This window comes from Paucilactobacillus kaifaensis (genome assembly GCF_005405145.1).
GTDB lineage: Bacteria > Bacillota > Bacilli > Lactobacillales > Lactobacillaceae > Paucilactobacillus > Paucilactobacillus kaifaensis.
On sequence record NZ_BJDM01000001.1, the window covers coordinates 1 to 17,081 of the forward strand.

General features: G+C 39.3%; 15 protein-coding genes and 1 pseudogene. All 16 read right to left on the bottom strand.

Translation table 11 applies throughout. The features are described from left to right. Positions 1 to 188: 188 nt before the first annotated feature. Positions 189 to 512, bottom strand: coding sequence for an LPXTG cell wall anchor domain-containing protein (locus tag FFM51_RS00005; protein WP_170999522.1), 324 nt, complete (start codon positions 510 to 512; stop codon positions 189 to 191). Positions 513 to 828: 316 nt separating this feature from the next. Beyond that, positions 829 to 1,029, bottom strand: coding sequence for a hypothetical protein (locus FFM51_RS08735; protein WP_170999521.1), 201 nt, complete (start codon positions 1,027 to 1,029; stop codon positions 829 to 831). A gap of 17 nt (positions 1,030 to 1,046) precedes the next feature. After that, a pseudogene (locus tag FFM51_RS08945) lies at positions 1,047 to 1,160 on the bottom strand (KxYKxGKxW signal peptide domain-containing protein); the annotation flags it as partial. A 140-nt stretch (positions 1,161 to 1,300) separates the two neighbouring features. Next, positions 1,301 to 2,443 carry an IMP dehydrogenase gene (guaB, locus tag FFM51_RS00015; RefSeq protein WP_137596613.1) on the bottom strand — a complete coding sequence of 381 codons (1,143 nt, stop codon included), beginning with the start codon at positions 2,441 to 2,443 and terminating at the stop codon, positions 1,301 to 1,303. Between the two features lie 154 nt (positions 2,444 to 2,597). Next, entirely contained in the window at positions 2,598 to 3,371 is a 774-nt protein-coding gene (locus tag FFM51_RS00020; protein ID WP_137596614.1) for a DUF1129 domain-containing protein, read from the bottom strand. Positions 3,372 to 3,400: 29 nt separating this feature from the next. Beyond that, complete coding sequence (gene ychF, locus FFM51_RS00025; RefSeq protein WP_137596615.1) at positions 3,401 to 4,501, bottom strand: redox-regulated ATPase YchF; 1,101 nt, start codon at positions 4,499 to 4,501, stop codon at positions 3,401 to 3,403. A 173-nt stretch (positions 4,502 to 4,674) separates the two neighbouring features. After that, a complete protein-coding gene (locus tag FFM51_RS00030) occupies positions 4,675 to 4,866 on the bottom strand; it encodes a DUF951 domain-containing protein (RefSeq protein ID WP_137596616.1) in 192 nt (63 codons plus the stop codon). Between the two features lie 62 nt (positions 4,867 to 4,928). Beyond that, the gene (locus tag FFM51_RS00035) at positions 4,929 to 5,810 is read right to left on the bottom strand and encodes a ParB/RepB/Spo0J family partition protein (protein ID WP_137596617.1); all 882 of its coding nucleotides are present in this window, start codon (positions 5,808 to 5,810) and stop codon (positions 4,929 to 4,931) included. Further along, positions 5,800 to 6,567 carry a ParA family protein gene (locus FFM51_RS00040; RefSeq protein WP_137596618.1) on the bottom strand — a complete coding sequence of 256 codons (768 nt, stop codon included), beginning with the start codon at positions 6,565 to 6,567 and terminating at the stop codon, positions 5,800 to 5,802. The genes FFM51_RS00035 and FFM51_RS00040 overlap by 11 nt, the downstream gene beginning before the upstream one ends. A 17-nt stretch (positions 6,568 to 6,584) precedes the next feature. Next, positions 6,585 to 7,445 (bottom strand): nucleoid occlusion protein, encoded by an 861-nt coding sequence (gene noc / locus FFM51_RS00045; RefSeq protein ID WP_137596619.1) that lies wholly within the window; start codon positions 7,443 to 7,445, stop codon positions 6,585 to 6,587. Positions 7,446 to 7,722: 277 nt separating this feature from the next. Continuing rightward, positions 7,723 to 8,451 carry a 16S rRNA (guanine(527)-N(7))-methyltransferase RsmG gene (rsmG, locus tag FFM51_RS00050; RefSeq protein WP_137596620.1) on the bottom strand — a complete coding sequence of 243 codons (729 nt, stop codon included), beginning with the start codon at positions 8,449 to 8,451 and terminating at the stop codon, positions 7,723 to 7,725. A 243-nt stretch (positions 8,452 to 8,694) separates the two neighbouring features. Beyond that, positions 8,695 to 9,612, bottom strand: a complete 918-nt coding sequence (gene rihC, locus FFM51_RS00055; protein ID WP_137596621.1) for a ribonucleoside hydrolase RihC — start codon at positions 9,610 to 9,612, stop codon at positions 8,695 to 8,697. A gap of 114 nt (positions 9,613 to 9,726) precedes the next feature. Further along, positions 9,727 to 10,992, bottom strand: coding sequence for a NupC/NupG family nucleoside CNT transporter (locus tag FFM51_RS00060; RefSeq protein ID WP_137596622.1), 1,266 nt, complete (start codon positions 10,990 to 10,992; stop codon positions 9,727 to 9,729). 1,320 nt (positions 10,993 to 12,312) lie between these two features. Continuing rightward, on the bottom strand, positions 12,313 to 14,115 hold the full coding sequence (thrS, locus tag FFM51_RS00065; protein ID WP_137596623.1) for a threonine--tRNA ligase: 1,803 nt from the start codon (positions 14,113 to 14,115) through the stop codon (positions 12,313 to 12,315). Positions 14,116 to 14,467: 352 nt separating this feature from the next. Beyond that, positions 14,468 to 15,559 carry an aspartate-semialdehyde dehydrogenase gene (asd, locus tag FFM51_RS00070; protein ID WP_137596624.1) on the bottom strand — a complete coding sequence of 364 codons (1,092 nt, stop codon included), beginning with the start codon at positions 15,557 to 15,559 and terminating at the stop codon, positions 14,468 to 14,470. A gap of 86 nt (positions 15,560 to 15,645) precedes the next feature. After that, the gene (locus FFM51_RS00075; RefSeq protein WP_137596625.1) at positions 15,646 to 16,998 is read right to left on the bottom strand and encodes an amino acid permease; all 1,353 of its coding nucleotides are present in this window, start codon (positions 16,996 to 16,998) and stop codon (positions 15,646 to 15,648) included. Between the last annotated feature and the right edge of the window lie 83 nt (positions 16,999 to 17,081).

Below are 17,081 nucleotides of genomic sequence, written 5' to 3' on the forward strand. Positions count from 1 at the left end.
AAAACACCTCCGAATAAATTTTACTTTTTTCGAACGTGCTTTTATATGTTTGTATCAAATTATAACTTCAGTTCCATAACGTAATTTTTTTCGTTTTTTTATTAATCGTCAGATAATTTCACATTAAAAATGGTAAGTAAAAAGCGGAATTCAATATGAATTCCGCTTTTTAATAAATGCCATCTTAATTAATAATAATTAACTACGTTTTTTCTCAATCCACTGAAGCCAAACATTCCAGCCACACTGGCCATTATTAGTCCCAATCCAACCAATTCAGATTCATTTTCATCATCCGTTTGTGGTAACTCACCAGTTGTAACCGTGACTGCATTATCACTTACTATTTGTTTTTTATCAGTGCTAACTTTAATAGACTTCAACTTATCGCTATTATTTGATGTTTCAACACTACCATTATTTACATAATTATTATCAGTAGTACTTGATCCACCAGTTTCAGTACCGTTTCCTGGTGTCTCAGCAACATCTTTTACATAAATATAAGTCAACGTCATTGAGCCACCTGGGAGAACATTTGAGATTTCTCTCCCGTTCAGCATGGCTAATAATTGCGGTAGATTTTCTATTGTTACATTACTATCTAATTCAACCAGCGTAACATACTAACTTAAAGTACCATCAAAAGCAGTTTCTCCATCAGAAATTATTTGAAACCGGCTGTTATTTAAGTCAACATCATAATTAGCCATACTTTTTGGTGCTGCAAAATCTGGATAATTACCATCAGTCAGATCTTTGGATTCACTTGGAGCGACTATCTGACCGTCTGCTGTTTGATAATTAGTTATTTGATTAATGACTGTGTCAGCAAGTTGCGGTTTGCAAAGTTGCGGCTGTATTATTAGCAGCTGAGGTTACAGTATCAGTAGCATTTATAGTAGCGCCAGTTTTTTGTGCACTCAATTTTACAGAATTCTGACTTGCATCGTTACTAGACACATTTTCATTAACAACATTTGATGTATTATCAGCTGTTTGTGCAGTGTCACTATCAGCAAATGACACAGAGCCCCACCAATCGTTGCAATTACCAGTGCTCCTGCAAATAACCATAGCTTATTTGCTTTGTACATTTTGATCTTCATTTTTGGCTGATCTGTTACATAATTCCGCTTATCTTCCCTACTCCTCAACATAATACACTCCCTTTTTATTAAACGATAACGCGCTTACATCTCTTATATTTAACACAATATATAGTTATGATTATTTAAGATGTTTTTTAATAAAAAAAATCTAATTAGATGTCCCACTAATTAGATCATTATTAATATCATTATTTATAGTTCGGTGCCGCCTTAGTAATCTGTACATCATGAGGATGTGACTCAACCAATCCAGCATTTGAGATTTGGACAAACTGGGCATTATCAATCAAAGCTTGAATATCAGACGCGCCAGTGTAACCCATCCCCGATCGTAAGCCACCAACCAATTGGAAAATAATGTCAGTGACATCACCTTTATATTCAACTCGCGCTTCAATTCCTTCTGGCACAAGTTTATTAGCTTCATTGACGCCACCTTGGAAGTAACGATCAGATGAACCATGGGACTGTGACATGGCTGCCATTGAACCCATCCCGCGGTATGACTTATATTTTTGACCATTGTCTTCAAAAATCTCACCAGGAGCTTCAGTGGTTCCTGAGAACATACTTCCTAGCATAACAGCGTTCCCGCCAGCCGCTAGCGCCTTAACTATGTCACCGGAATATTTAATTCCACCGTCAGCAATAATTGTTTTATCATACTTACGTGCCACGGCTGCAGCATCATAAATTGCTGTAATTTGTGGAACCCCAACACCAGCAACTACGCGAGTAGTACAAATTGAACCAGGGCCAATACCAACCTTAACAACATCAACACCGGCCTCGTAAAGTGCCTCTGCACCCGCTGCAGTTGCCACATTACCAGCAATCAATGTGGCTGCTGGAAAATGATCTCGAATCTCTTTAATTTTACGTAGCACACCAGCAGAATGACCATGAGCAGTATCAATCACAATAGCATCAACCCCTGCATCTAGCAATGCTTGTGCCCGTTCAAAAGTATCACTAGTCACACCAACGGCCGCAGCGATTAACAAACGTTTTTGATCGTCCACAGCTGCTTTATCAAAGTTCCCAGTTAAATCGACACCTTTAACTGTTGCAACCTCATTGGCCTGATCTTGAATTGTCATATTTTTGTGGATTACGCCTAGTCCACCTTGCAAGGCCATTGCAATTCCCATGGCACTTTCAGTCACAGTATCCATGCCCGCACTGAGAAAAGGTACGTTTAATTTAATATTTTTAGCCAATTGAACGCTTAAATCAACCTCATTTGGTAACACGTGGCTTTCAGCCGGAATTAATAAAACGTCGTCAAAAGTAAGTCCTTGTTTCACAAATTTTGTTTCCCAGTTTGACATGTTAGATGTACTCCTTCTTTTGTATTGTTATTACGTTACCAGCCTTCATGACGCTGGTCAAACGAATTTAGTCAATTTTCATCAATTTCTTATTTAACTGCTTAATTAAAAATCACCACCAATTTTACTTGGCAGCGATTTTCTGATTTTAATCTTATCTTCGACGGTTCTGTTGTTGACGAGGGCTCCCAAAAGCACCACCAACAATGTGAAATTTACGACGCAAGTACAGATCGCCGACAAAACCAAGTACCCCTAATGCGATATAAGCCCAAGCTGGTAGTTGTGGGTTAATTGCATTTGGTAATAGGCTAGCGAAGAAGTACACGGCTACCCAAGCTACCAGTGCCCCGATGACCGCTAAAATCCGATACCAAATTGGTTTCTTCTCTTTTTTAGCTGGCGGTGTCAGAATTTGGGTAATCCAAGCAAATAACATCCCACCGATAACTCCGACTAAGATAATTGCGACAATCCCAGTGGTACCAGTTTGTTGTGTTTGTAATGATTTAGGTTGAAAAATACCCATAACACCAAACAGCAGCGTAAAGATATTAAAGAACATCAACCCATTATCAGTGGCTAGAAGCCAGAAACTACTTTGCTGTTGACCGCCACCCGCACGAGCGGGCCCATGAATTAAGTCATACGCCTTTTTAGTTGGCGTCCCAAATAATTGTTTAGCCGTCGCACCAGTCTTCTGGCCAGCCAATAATGCATCTACAGTTTCTTTGATTACATCAGGCTTTTTGTCCGCCTTCATCCCTTGTTCATCCAACTGTTTGTTCAATTGAAACATAAATTCTTCGTTACGCTTAGTTAGGCCGTAATCACCAAATTGTCGGTGTGTACTAGCGTGATCTTCACGTAAATGTTCCTTTTGTTGTGATCCTGCCGCGGCATTTCGCGGTTGCTTTTGTTCGCTCACAGTATACCCCTCTCTTGATTCACTAATTATTAAACATTAAATCTAAACTCAACAATATCTCCGTCTTGCATGACGTAATCCTTACCTTCTAACCTCAACTTACCAGCCTCTTTAACAGCCGCCTGAGTTTCTAATTTGTCTAAATCGGTAAAACTCATTACCTCAGCACGGATAAAACCACGTTCAAAATCAGAATGAATAATTCCAGCAGCTTGTGGTGCCTTGGTCCCTGTTTTGTACGTCCAAGCACGTGTTTCTTTTCCACCAGCAGTAAAGAATGTTTCAAGTCCCAACAAGGCATATGAAGCGCGAATTAAACGATTCAATCCTGGTTCCTTAACACCTTCCATTTCCAAGAACTCAGCTTTATCAGCATCATCCATCTCAGCAATTTCTTCCTCACTAGCAGCAGCCACTCCAATTACCTGTGCATTTTCATCCTTAACGTAATCACGGATAGTCTGGATATACTTGTTGCTGTCAGGATCAGCCATGTCTTCTTCGCCAATGTTAGCAACATACAGTACGGGCTTTGAAGTCAGCAGGAATAGACCTTTGACAATTGGAAGTTCATCTTCAGTGAAGTCAATCGTGCGGACACTTTTACCCGCCTCAAGCACTGGTTTGATTTTTTGCAGCACTGCCAATTCAGCTTTAGCTTCTTTGTCACTACCCTTAGCAGCTCGCTCAACCTTAGTTAATCGCTTGTCAACAGCTTCTAAATCAGACAAGCCTAATTCCAAATTAATAGTTTCAATATCATCAATCGGGTCAACTTTACCTGTAACGTGGGTAATATTATCATCATCAAAAGCCCGCACTACGTGGACAATGGCGTCTACCTGGCGGATATTCTCCAAGAATTTATTTCCCAGTCCTTCACCTTGGCTAGCGCCCTTAACAATTCCAGCGATATCGGTGAACTCAAACGTAGTTGGCACTACTTTCTTGGCTGGAATTAGCTCTTGTATCCGGTCCAATCGGTCATCAGGAACTTCCACCATTCCTACATTGGGATCGATCGTCGCAAATGGATAATTGGCCATTTCTGCGCCCGCCTTGGTAATTGCGTTGAATAATGTCGATTTACCAACGTTTGGTAAACCAACGATTCCTGCTGTTAAAGCCATTTTGTTTGTCACTCTTTCTGTTTTTTTGATAGTTTTGAATAGATTCTTGTAAACCATTCAGTTCTTTTTAATAGTCGAAACGTGCTTCACAAGACAGCTTCCTAGGGTGTAAGACATAATGATAAATGATCCAAAAGCAGGACCATTTATCATTATGTCTTACACCACAGAAGCTAATCGTTTTGTTTCGCACTCTTTAGTATTTTTTTCATTCTCTTCTCAAATTCACGTCTGGTTAGCATAACAATATGTCCGCATCCCAAACATTTGATTTTAATGTCTGCACCCATTCTGATGATTTCCCACTCGTTGGCACCACATGGATGTGGTTTTTTCATCATAACGACGTCGCCTTTATCGTACATATATGAGATCCCCCTTTAAAATGCAAACCGCATATCCTAATGAATATGGTTTAAAAAAACATTTAGCCCAAATCAATCTCCAATAATTCTAAAATCCTGGTTAAATCTTCATCAGACATATATGGGATTTCAATTTTACCAGCACCCTTTTGACTTGTAGACTCAGCTACAGCGACTTTGGTACCGAATTTGGATTGCAGTTGATCCTCCGCTGCACGGACAAACACAGATTTGTTACTTTTTTTGCTCGTTTTCTTATTTTTGTTGGCACCATTCATCTGGCTAACCAATAATTCTAATTGACGGACAGTCAAATTTTGTTCTACTGTTCTGCGCGCCAACGCAACCAATTTGTCTTTATCCTTTAAGCCAAGTAGTGTTCTGGCTTGACCCATCGATAACTGCTCTTTTTGAAGCATTTCTTTAACCATTTTAGGTAGCCCCAAAAGTCGCAAGTAGTTGGCAATGTATGGCCGACTTTTACCTAATCGTTCTGAAACCTGAGCCTGCGTTAAGGATAACTTCTGCATCAAAGTTTCGTAGGCTTGAGCCTCTTCCAGCGGAGTTAAATCTTCTCGTTGCAAGTTTTCTACTACAGCAACTTCCATCATTTCCTCATCGCTCATTTCACGAACGATTGCCGGGATGGTTTGTTTATTGGCTAATTTAGAAGCACGAAAGCGTCGTTCACCAGCAATCAGCTCATAACGTTTCATTCGTTTGTCTGGTTGCCGAATAATAACTGGCTGGAAGACACCGGCCTTTTCAATCGAAGCCGCTAATTCTTCAAGTGCCTTTGTGTCAAACGTTCGCCGTGGTTGGTATGGATTGGGTCGGATTTCATTTAAACTGATTTCTTGGACATTTTCTTGTGCTGCATCGACTTCATTATCTTCAAATAATGCTTCAATACCACGTCCAAGTCCTTTTTTATTATTTGCCATGAGCTGCTAACACTTCCTTTGCTAGTTGCAGATAGACCTGTGCACCCTTGGATTTTGGATCATAGTCAATGATTGGAAGACCATGACTAGGTGCTTCTGATAAACGTACATTTCGTGGAATGATTGTTTCATACACTTGCTTACCAAAGAACTTTTGAACTTCTTCGTTAACTTGCTGACCAAGATTTGTCCGTGCATCAAACATTGTTAGCAGTACACCCTCAATTTTTAAGGCTGGATTAAAGTGCTTTTGAACTAACTTAATTGTATTCAGTAATTGGCTTAATCCTTCTAGAGCATAGTACTCGCTTTGGACTGGAATCAAAATTGAATCACTAGCCGTAAATGCGTTAATTGTCAGCAAGCCCAGCGAAGGCGGACAATCAATTAAAATGTAATCATATTGATCAGCAACTGCACCAATTGCGTCTTTCAAACGTGTTTCACGAGCCATCATCGAAGTTAATTCAATTTCGGCCCCTGATAATTGAATGGTCGTTGGCACGATATCCAATCCTTCATGACTAGTCTTTAAAATTACATCCTTCAATGGTACCTCATTGATCAAGACATCATAAACATCCTGTTCAATGGTTGCCTTTTGAATTCCCGTTCCACTGGTGGCATTCCCTTGCGGATCAATATCAATTAACAGTACCCGCTGATTCATTTGAGCTAAACAAGCACCTAAATTGACGCTGGTCGTCGTTTTCCCAACGCCGCCCTTTTGATTGGCTAACGCAATCACATATCCCATTTTGTCATACCGCCTTTCTACTTTTGCTTCGGAATTTCAATTACAATTTCGTAATGGTCATCTTCATCTGATTCACGTGTCTTAATTTTCATTCCGTTATCACGGATTAATTTGACTGACTTTTTGATCGTATTAACGGCCACGCGCGTATCTGCCGTTAAACCTTTAGAGTTAGAGCGTTTAGCTCTCTTTTTAGGTTTTACTTTAGGAGTATCTTCTTGCGGTGCTGGAATTTTTCCAGTCATTTCAGCCACGAGATCTTCTGTCTGCTTAACCGTCAATTTACTATTAACAATTTCCATTAGCGCTTCACGCTGCTGGTCCTCATTTAGCTCCAACAAAGCACGGCCATGCCGCTCACTGATGCGACGATCTAAAATTGCATTTTGAACTGGTGGAATTAATTTCAACAGCCGAAGCTTGTTTGCTACAGCGGACTGACTTTTTCCCATGCCCTGTGCAAGTGCTGTTTGTGTTAAATGATTTAGATCCATCAGGCTTCGATAAGCCTGCGCTTCTTCTACCGAACTAAGTTGCTCACGTTGCAAGTTTTCAATTAGTGCCAGTGAAGCTGTCTCTTTATCATTCATTTTTTCAATGATTGCCGGAATGCGATCCCACTTAAGCTCACTTACCGCACGAAAGCGACGCTCACCAGCAATGATCTCATATTTAGCTGGCTCATATTCACGCAAGATAATTGGCTGTAATAGTCCATGTGCCTGAATAGTTTCAGCTAATTCTTTGATAGCTTCAGGATCAAAAACCTTCCGTGGTTGAAATCGATTGGGCGTAATTTTGGTAACATCAACTTCAACAACTTGGTTCGTTGCTTTCTGATTCTTATTTTTTTGATTCCCAAAAATTGAAAACGCCATGTCTATTCCCCCTATGTTAGAGTGCTAATTCAACTGGTCAGGTGTCGTAAGCTAAGTTAATTAAGCATTGTTCGCGCGGGCTTGGCGAATGATGCTTAATTGGCTTAGCTCTAGACGCCTAGTTGAATTAGCACGTTTCAAATTACAGAGTGTTAATTCAGTCGGGTAGACCTCGTAGGCTAAGGTAATTAAATGTTATTCGCGCTCTTAGCGAATGGCATTTAATTACCTTAGCCCTAGAGGTTTGACTGAATTAGCACGTTTCAAAATAAAACTGCTAACCCACTATCGGCTTTTTAGCCGGTACTCCCGGTCGCCGTGGATACTTATCCGGAGTCGCTTGTATTTTATCTAGCACAACAATTGTTCGCGGTTCATCACTTTGCGGTAGCACTAATTGGTCAACAGAACTAACATTAGCACCCAATGTTTCGATGGCCGTCTTTGCTTGTTCTAGTTCTTCGTCTGCTTGACTAGCTTTCAATGCAATAAACTTCCCGCCTATTTTCACTAGGGGCAAACACAGTTCACTTAGCACAGATAAGCGTGCCACTGCCCTAGCAGTAACTACATTAAAGCTTTCGCGGTACGTATTTTTAGGTGAGCCAAATGTCTCGGCGCGATCGTGAACCAAAGTAACATCGGTCAATCCTAATTGTTGAACCAACTTTTCCAAAAAGTTAATTCTTTTATTGAGTGAATCCACAATTGTAACTTTTAAATTTGGAAAGGCAATTTTTAGTGGTAACGATGGAAAACCTGCTCCTGCTCCAACATCACACAACATTAACTTATCTGTTTTTAGTGTAGCTAAGCTAAACGCTGGGGTAATTGAATCATAGAAATGTTTCAAATAAACCTCACCTTGCTCAGTAATAGTAGTCAAATTAAGTTGCTCATTACCTTTTATTAATAACTCATAATATAACGCAAACTGCTGCATTTGTTGATCAGATAGCATAATTTGCTGGTTAGCCAATGCTTGGCGAAATTGTTGTGGATTCATGAAATACTCCTTTAATCGTGAAACAAAATTATGTTTCACACACGCTCCTACTTTACCGTAATTTTGACTAGTATTCAACCGTCTACGAGTAAATATAATAACGTCTATTATAACATACAGAGTGTCCACATCCGCGTTAAGATATCGCAGTGTAACGTAAAAATGCCACTCACATGGGTAGTTCACCCATGCAAGCGGCATTTTTACGTTACACTGCGACTCCTAAACACGGTCGCACCACATCTACTTAATTTTCGAAATCTCTTCCAAGAACCACTTGTTAAATGCGGCTGCATCAATATCAACACAAACTTTTGCGTTAGTTTTTCCATCATGGTAAGCACCACGAATATCTCCAACTGTTTCACCCATTGCTGGGCCTTCAGTTTGGACATCTACCCACATTTCCTTAGTAGTAATTGCTTCCGGATGTAATAGATAGAAAATTGTATTAACATCATGCATTGGAATTCCTTCAGCACCGCCGTCACCATAGTGCGTAATTAGTGCATGTAACATTTCACCAGTTTTGTTTAAACCAGCTAACTTGTCCAATGTATCTGCTGTTAGTAAAGCCTTCAGCGTAATATCAAGCCCAACCATTACGATTGGAACACCTGAATCATATAATACTTTAGCAGCATGTGGGTCAGTGAAACAGTTAAATTCTGCTGCACTAGTCATATTACCTTCTTGCAAGGTACCACCCATAGCAACAATCTCTTTGATATTATCCTTAACTTCTGGATATTGTGAAAATAGCAAAGCAATATTAGTGTACGAACCTGTTGGAACCAATGTGATCGGTTCGTCAGCAGCCATAATCTCATCGTGTAATGCTTCTACGGCTGATTTTTCGATTGCATGACCGTAGTCATCGCCAAAATCATAGCCAGGCATCCCCGATGCACCATGAATCCGAGCAGCATCTTCAAATGGCTTAATCAATGGTTGTTTTGCTCCAGCCGCAACTGGAATTTCTTTGTCTTTGCCAAAGAAATGAACAATCTTAAGCGCATTTGCAGTCGTCTTGTCTACCGTCACATTACCAGCAACCGCAGTAACCAACTTCAAGTCAATTGCTGGGTCATTAATTGCCATTGTTAACGCCGCTGCGTCGTCAATTCCAGGATCTGTATCCATAATAATTTCTAATGCCATAATTTAAGTTCCTCCCTTTAAAATAGTAAGCGTTTTAATTTGACTAGATGGTAAAGGGCAGCACGATGGCTGCCCCATTTAATTGTAATTATCTAATATTATTAGCCGTTTTGATTACCAAACAAATAATCCAACGAATCCAGCTGACAATAGTGATACAAGAATACCTGAAAGAAGCATGTAGCCAACGTTTTTAGCAATCAAATCGTTCTTATTGCGGTCAACTAAGCCCTTGAAGGCACCAATAATCATACCAACGGTACCAAAGTTAGCAAATGATGTTAAGAATACTGTCAGGATGGCACGCAAGTGAGGTGCATAGCCGTTGATTACATCTCCAGCAACACGGCCCATAACAACGAATTCATTTGTAACTAACTTAAGTCCCATATCTTGTGAAAGTGTCCATGCCTGGTCAACGGGAAGTCCCAATAACCATGCGAATGGGAACATAATAACTCCTAAGATACTTTCAAGTGATAGAGGTTTCCAGAAGAGGCCTAGAATCTTGTCAATCAATGCAGCTAAGGCAACAAAGGCAATAACATTGGCAGTGATGATCAAGATCAAACGACCAGCACCGAGAATTGAATCGCCTAAGAATGAGAAGAATGGTTCACGTTTACCATTACCTTCTCCTTCACTAGCTGCGCTATCTTCTTCACCAACTTGTCCAACTTTAGCAACCGTATCTTCTTCAGCAGTAACCTTAACTGGGTTAAGCATACTTGTAACGATGATTGAGTTGATAATATTAATTGGAACAGCAGTCAAAACAAATTGTCCAGGAACCATTTGAGTATAAGCTCCAAGAATTGATGCTGTCACACAACTCATTGACATCATTGCCAAAGTTAAGTTACGTTCTGCTTTCATTTGACGTAATTGTAAACCAGAGATGGCAAGCACTTCTGTGTTACCTAAAAACATCATTTCAACAGCAAAGAATGATTCAAACTTAGGTTGACCAGTAATAAATGATAATCCACGTCCGATCCATTTGATGACCCATGGCAAAACGCCAATATAAGTCAAAATATCAAACAGTGGGACAATCATTAAAATTGGTAGTAAGGCGCTGGTAATAAAGTTCATTGAACCACCACCGCCAAGAGTACCACCATAATTAGTTGTTACCCAGTTTGGTAGGGCAAAAATAATACCTTGATATGAAACTTCAACCAACCAATTAAATCCGTCAGCGGCACCTTTAACCGCTGCACGTCCGCCAGAGAAACTAGTGAAGAACCAAGCTAACACAAGGTTAATTACAACCATGATCGCAATCGAGCGCCAGTTGATCTCCTTCTTTTTCTTGGAAAATAGGAAGCCAATTCCCAAAAAGACAACCAATCCAAGAATATTTATTGCTACATACATTGGACTACAAACCCTTCTATTTGTTTTTATGCCGTCCGCCAAAAAACTAAAATGAATTATTGCAAATAAGCTGACGCCACTATATAAATATAACGCTTTCACATGTGGCTGTAAACTCACAAGGTATCCAAATATGATAAATCGAGGACGATATATTAATTAATTATGCTAATTATTGCCTATTAATAAGACATTTAATCTCTTTATGATATTTAAACGTTCACTAAGTGGACATCAAATATCCACTTAAATTAAAACTTGCTAATTCAAATCTTAGGTTTAAGGTTTTACTCACTATAAGATTAATAATCTAAACAAAAAACACGGTTCAAAAAGAATCGTGTTTGCAATCACTAAATGCCCCTGCCAAGGAACTTCATTATCTAATAACTCATCTCGTGCTGCAACCAATTTATAATTATCTGACTAACGTCACAGCTCGATTCAAAATTAATTATAAAATAATTTTTTCGATGAATTGCAATGGATTTCAAAATTTAGGCAAAATAAAAACCGGAGCCTTCTCTTCTCCGGTTTCGTTTAACATCAGGAAGGTGACTTGCAACTACCTAATTGTTTCAACTTTGTTTTTATATATCTCGCCTCAAAACTTAACTACTTGTCTGTGATTCTTGGTTTGATGGACCAATATCTCGTGTAGCTTTTATCTTGTTCAGATCTAACCCGCGAAGCCATCCAGTCTAACTTTTTAAATATGGTGACTTGCATTAACTTAATTATTTGGTACTTTGCTTAATCCTGGTACTACTTTTAGATACTACTACTTAGTCGTTACTTGATACTAACTTCACATCTAATACATTTTATTACTTGTTGCAAGGAACTTGTGTGAGAAGGTGGTAATCACAAGATACTTTCCTTCCTGTAACTGTATACTACCATGGTCATCTCAAATATACAATCTAAAAGCTCAAAGTTTTTTATTTTTTTGATAGCGTTTTCTTAGCTGCTGTATCAAACATTATGAGCACCCCATCCTACGCAGTTTGCTGCAGATGTGCTTGCTAACGATTCAGGTGATCAAAACTGATTACTTCCCGTCATTTGTCTTGTGGTGAAAGATACTCAAATTATCTGACCAGTGATTGCACCAAGAAAAACTTTTCTGAATACAGAAATCAATGTTCAATTGTAAATTCTTGAAAAGTAATCTAATAATTTTTATTGTCGAATTGTGCGAACAGCCGCAGATGACTATGGTATAACACAAAAAAATAGCATGGCACCATTCAAAAATCGAATGGTACTATGCTATTTTTTTGTGTTATACCACGCCATCTATGCGCGGCTGTTCGCACACTATTTTCTTGAATAACTACTCAAATCTCCCAGGATTTCATCCAAGAAATCTTGTTTTGATTTACTTACTTGTTTTTCTTCACCGTACTTACGAACAGTGACACCTTCGTCTTTGACTTCATTGTCACCGACTACCAATGTGTATGGTACTTTTTGTGTTTGGGCTTCACGAATCTTATAACCCATTTTTTCGTTACGGTGATCAACCGAAACACGGATTCCCGCAGCTGCTAATTCCTTACGAAGATCTTCTGCATAGTCTGCATGAATTTCTTCTTTAACCGGAATAATTTTAACTTGTTCTGGTGACAACCATGTTGGGAAAGCTCCCTTATACATTTCAGTTAAGTAAGCAGTGAAGCGTTCCATGGTTGAAACTAAGCCACGATGAATCATGATTGGTCGATGTTGTTCGCCGTCTTCACCAATGTAATGCAAATCAAATTGCTTTGGCAACATGAAGTCTAATTGAATAGTAGAAAGTGTTTCGTCATTTCCTAATGCAGTCTTAGTTTGAACATCCAACTTAGGACCATAGAAAGCTGCTTCACCTTCTGCTTCATAGTAATCAAGTCCCATATCATCCATAGCTTGCTTTAACATTGACTGGGCATTGTTCCACATTTCATCATCATCAAAGTACTTATCCGTATTCTTTGGATCACGATAACTAAGCCGGAAGCTGTAATCATCAATATTAAAATCATGATAAACTTCGATCATTAACTTCAAGATACTCTTGAACTCATCCAAAATTTGGCTTGGAGCAACGAATGTGTGCCCGTCATTTAATGTCATTTCACGAACACGTTGTAACCCAGATAGAGCTCCTGACTTTTCATAACGGTGCATCATTCCAAGTTCAGCAATTCTTAATGGTAATTCACGATATGAACGGATATGGTGTTTGTAAATCTGGATATGACTAGGACAGTTCATTGGTCGCAATTCAAGCTGTTCGCCATCTCCCATATCCATTGGTGGGAACATATCTTCGCGATAGTGTTGCCAGTGACCAGAAGTCTTATAAACATCTAAGTTCATCAGAATTGGCGTGTACACGTGGTTATAACCATTCGCAACTTCTTTGTCAATAATGTAACGTTCAATCACACGACGAATTGTGGCTCCTTTTGGCATCCAATAAGGCAACCCAGCACCAACTTTAGGATCCACAAAGAATAGATCTAAGTCATTACCAATCACCCGGTGATCACGTTCACGGGCCTCTTGGCGGGCCTTCAAATCATCTTCAAGTGCATCTTTTTTATAAAAGACCGTACCATAAATCCGTTGCAGCATTGGATTTGATGACTTACCTTGCCAGTACGCACCAGCAACTGATAATACTTTGAAGTTTTTAACCACATCAACATAGCAAAGCACATCTTCTTTAGCAACAGTTGCAAAATTACCAACCTTAAATAAAGAAACTTTATTGTCTGCAGCTGCCTCTTTGATTAATTCGCTTTGGAACTGATCATTCTTAACTTCAGCTAAGGCGTCTTCTAGGGGTACTTCGACTCGCTCAATTTTGGCGTCATCCTTGGCAAATTTGTGGATAATGTCTTCCAATTGACCTAATTCATCAGCTGATACTTGAACATCATCTTTGTCTGAATCAACGTAAAAACCATTATCACTAGCAACATCTTCACCTAACCGAATACCGGCAAATTGTTGGTGTAGTGCAGCTGCCAAAAGTAGGGCAGTTGTTTGACGAAGTGCCTGTAATCCTTCTGGTGAATCACGGTCAATTTTTTTAACTGACCCATCTGCTGCTAAAACTTGAACTTGTGCCATTAACTCCACTCTCCTTTAAGTATTTAAATAAATAAAAAAGTCCCTAGTATCATTACGATACTAGGGACGTTAATTAACATATTAGCGTGGTTCCACCCAAATTTAAGAATATGCTGCTAAGTAGTTAGTTGACCTTCAAAGTAAGCACACTCTTATCTCAATAAGCTAATAACGGGTGCAACCCGGTTTTCCTTATTTCGGAAAACTTTGTCAAAAGTGGTATCAATAATTTTACCTTAACAATCAAGCTTCCAGTCATGGCTTAATCTCCCTGACGGTAAAAAAATTAACGTGTCTTTTGATAACGTAATCGATTATAGCATTCACGATTGCCGTGTCAAGATTGATTGGCCTATTTTTTTTCGATGTAGCCCTGGGCCTTAAGTAATTCAGCGAGTAAAATAGCGCCACCCGCTGCCCCACGAGCAGTATTATGAGATAAACCAATAAATTTCCAATCAAAAATCTTGTCTTCACGTAATCGACCAATTGAAATTCCCATTCCATTTTCAAAGTTCACATCATAGCGAACCTGTGGCCGGTCATCTTGTGTCATGTATTGAATGAATTGTTTAGGAGCGCTTGGCAAGCCTAATTCTTGTGGAACACCACTATAGCTTTCAAGAGCTTCAATCAATTCTTCTTTAGTTGGTTGTTGCTTAAAGTTTACAAATGCTGCTGCTGTATGGCCGTATAACACCGGTACTCGTAATGTTTGCGTGGTGATAACAGGAGTCTGTGCTGACACAATCTCTTTTTTCTCATCGTCAACGTGACCCCAAATTTTCATTGGTTCACGTTCTGATTTTTCTTCCTCACCACTAATATACGGAATAACATTCCCAATAATTTCTGGGAAGTCATCAAATGTTTTACCGGCACCAGAAATGGCTTGGTAAGTTGTGGCAACTACTTGAGTAGGCTCAAATTTGCGCCATGCAGTCAATGCTGGAGTGTAGCTTTGAATCGAACAGTTTGGTTTTACTGCAATAAAGCCTCGTTTTGTGCCCAATCGTTCCTTTTGATATTTAATAACATCAGAATGATCAGGATTGATTTCTGGGACAACCATTGGTACATCCGGTGTCCAACGATGGGCACTATTATTAGAAACAACTGGCGTTTCTGTCTTGGCATACTCTTCTTCAATTGCACGGATTTCGTCTTTACTCATGCTAACAGCTGAGAAAACAAAATCGACTTGCTCGGCAATTTTATCAACGTCCTTGACATCTAGTAGCACCAAGTCTTTAACTGATTCAGGTACTGGTGTTTCCATTTTCCAGCGTCCTTGCACTGATTCTGCGTAAGTTTTTCCCGCACTATGGGCACTTGCTGCCACCACTACTACTTCAAACCATGGGTGGTTTTCCAATAATGAAACATACCGTTGGCCAACCATTCCAGTTGCACCAATCACACCAACTTTTAACTTTTGATCCATCCCCACAAAACCTCCATTTATCTCATTGCAGTACATCTTACAATTTATACACATTAAAAATCAATTAAAATAGCTCATCGTTAAAATTACTTAGCAATTTGTCTTTTTTGTCGCACTGAATAGGCAATAAACAATGCCACAAACCAGATAACCGAAACGACTAATGACACCCGCGTCTCTGGATCAAATAGTAGAAAGATCAAGACGGCTGTGAAGAAAATTAAGCTTGCCCAATCAGTAACGGGATACCCAGGCATCAAAAATTCTTTGACCCCTTCCGGTTGGACCCGTCGAAATTTAATATGGCACCACAACATAATTAACCAAACAAAAACAAAATTAATCGTTGAAACTCCTGAAATTAGATTAAAAATACCAGCTGGCATTAAATAATTCAAAATAACAACCACAAACAAAATTGCGGATGAAAAGTGTAACGCGGTATTAGGCACCATATGGCGGCTTAATTTGGTAAAGCTGTGCAACGCATTTCCACCACTAGCTAACGCATGAAGTGTTCGGCTAGTACTAAAAATAGCACTATTTGTTGCCGACATTGCAGCAGTCAGAACCACAAAATTCAAAATGGCTGCGGCACTCGTGATACCAATACCAGAAAAGACTTGAACAAACGGACTAGATGTCGTCGTAATCGTATTCCATGGCGCAACACTCATAATTGCAACCATTGAACCAATGTAAAATAATCCAATTCTAATTGGCAAACTATTGATTGCTCGGGGTAAATCTTTTTTCGGATCCTTGGTTTCACCAGCAGTTAGCCCGACCATTTCGATTCCTACAAAGGCAAAAACAACCATTTGAAACGACATTAAAAAGCCACTCATTCCAGTTGGAAAGAAACCACCGTGTGAAATTAAATTACTAAATGAAGCGGTCGACGTTCCTGTACGGTAATGAAAGATTGTCATCCCAATTCCTACGACAATTAAAGCTAAAATTGCGACCACTTTGATCATTGAAAACCAAGTTTCTAATTCACCGAACAAACCAACGTTGACCAAATTAGTCAATAGCAATAATAAAATGATCACGAGCGGACCAACCCACTGCGGCAAACTAGGGAACCAATATTTTAAATAAATTCCCGTTGCTGTTAGGTCTGCCATTGCTAAGCTAAGCCAGCAAGACCAATATGTCCAACCCGTAATAAATTCCATGCGATCGCCTAAATATAGTTTAATAAAATCAATAAATGAATGTTTGCTCGTATCTGACAACAGTAATTCACCAATCGCACGCATCATGAAGAAACAAAAAATCCCAACAATCAGATATGACAAAATAATTGATGGACCAGCTTTTCTAATGGCACTACCAGAACCTAAAAATAAACCTGTTCCAATCGCTCCACCAATAGCAATCATCTGAATATGCCGACTTTGCAATGATCGTGACAATTTACGCTGCTCTTTCATTATTATGTTCTCCTTTATTTAAAGTGTTCTCAGAGGTATTTACCTCTGAGAACATGTCCATTTATAAACAAAAAAATCCCTGG